Source organism: Flavobacterium beibuense, assembly GCF_004151245.1.
Lineage (GTDB): Bacteria > Bacteroidota > Bacteroidia > Flavobacteriales > Flavobacteriaceae > Flavobacterium > Flavobacterium beibuense_A.
Genome location: NZ_JUIW01000018.1, coordinates 1 through 1,847, shown reverse-complemented (window position 1 = coordinate 1,847; position 1,847 = coordinate 1). Strand labels below are relative to the sequence as shown.

Genomic DNA, 1,847 nt, shown 5'->3' with positions numbered 1-1,847 from the left:
ACGATACTGGGCCCGTTCGGGGTAGGCCTTGGCTACACGGTTAACTACTATGAGCCGGGAGCTGCCACACCGATTGCCGACCCTACGGCTTATGTGAACACCTCCAACCCGATGACATTAACGGTAGAGGTTATCACCCTTGCAGGGTGTAAGAGCTACACTACCATGACCATAAAGGTACTTCCTTTACCAACGCCTAATACGGCCCCTGATGCCCTTGTGTTGTGTGATGACAACAATTCGGGTGACGGCCAGGAGGAGTTTGACCTTACCCTTGCCGCAGCAGACATCATGGATAACGAGCCGAACCTTATCCTGAGCTACCACCTTAGCTATGAGGATGCTGACCAGGATATCAACGCGATAGCAGACCCTGCTAACTTTGTAAGCGGTACGGCAACGATCTATGTAAGGGTAGAGGCCAATACGGGCAACCCTGCCGATGCGGTATGTTACCAGATCGTTGAGCTGGACCTGATTGTTAACCCGCTGCCTGCACTGGGTGAGAACGGAGCAATCCCTGCCTATGCGATCTGTGAGCAGAACACTGACGGACTGGCAACCTTTATACTAAGCAGCCACATCCCTGAGATATTGGGTGAGGATGCAGATCCGGATGATTACCTTGTAAGGTTCTACTTTGACCAGGCTGCCCTTGATGCGGGCACGGCACTGCCGAACCAGTACAACAACATAAGCACGCCACAGGATATCCTTGTATGGGTACAGCACATCGAGAGCGGTTGTACCGTAACGGCACCGATGCAGCTCTTGGTGGAGGAGGCAGCAGTGGCCAACGCCCCTGCAGACCCTGTACTGTCTACCTGTGATGATGACGGGGACAACGACGGTATGCATGTCTTTGACCTTAGTGTCTTTGATGCGGAGATACTGGGAGCGCAGGACCCTGCGGACTACAGTGTTGCCTACTATGAGACCCTTGAGGATGCAGAGGATGCAGTTAACCCTATAGCGGACCCTGCGGTGTATGTGAACACCACGGCGGATGTTATGACCATCTATGCCAGGGTGACCAACACCTCGACCATCAGCGGTTGCCATGACATCACCGAGATCACCCTTATTGTGGAGAGGCTTCCTGAGCCTGTTATCACCTCAGTGGATGGCAGTGATACCATCTGTGTGGACTACATCACTGACGATGTGTTAAGGACAGTAACTCTGGACAGCGGTATCCCAAGTGGTATGGGCTACAGCTTTGTGTGGTACCTTGACGGTGTGGAACTGACCGATTATGACCCGGCTTCGCCTACCTATGAGGCCAGTGCGGAGGGTAACTATACGGTGGAGGTAACAGGCCCTGCACCACTGAACTGTATCTCGGATATCTCTGCAGCCTTTACGGTACAGCAGAGCGGCCCTGCCAGCCCTGTTGGTGTTGGCTATGAGGTGACCAACTACTTCAGCGACAACCAGGTTATCACTGTGTTTGTTGAAGGGTATGGAGAGTATGAGTACAAACTGGATGAGGACGGCATGTGGCAGAGCAGCAATGTGTTTACCGATGTACCTGCAGGTACCCATACGGTGTATGTAAGGGATGTGAGCACGGAGTTTGCGTGTGATGAGATTGCCATAGAGGGCGTAAGCCTTGTGGACTACCCGCATTACTTCACCCCTAACGGAGACGGTTACCACGATACCTGGAACATCATCGGGCTTAACCAGCCGGATGCCAGGGTGTACATCTTTGACCGTTACGGCAAGCTGATCAAGCAGATCAGTGCCACCGAAGAGAGTGAGGGCTGGGACGGTACCTACAACGGTACGCCACTGCCTGCTACGGACTACTGGTTCACGGTAACCTACCGTGAGACGGTTAACGG

Annotated in this window: 1 protein-coding gene; it reads left to right on the top strand. The window is 53.3% G+C overall.

All coding sequences use genetic code 11. The features are described 5' to 3' along the window. On the top strand, positions 1–1,847 hold a 1,847-nt coding region (locus NU09_RS17015; RefSeq protein WP_129752511.1), incomplete at both ends, for a T9SS type B sorting domain-containing protein.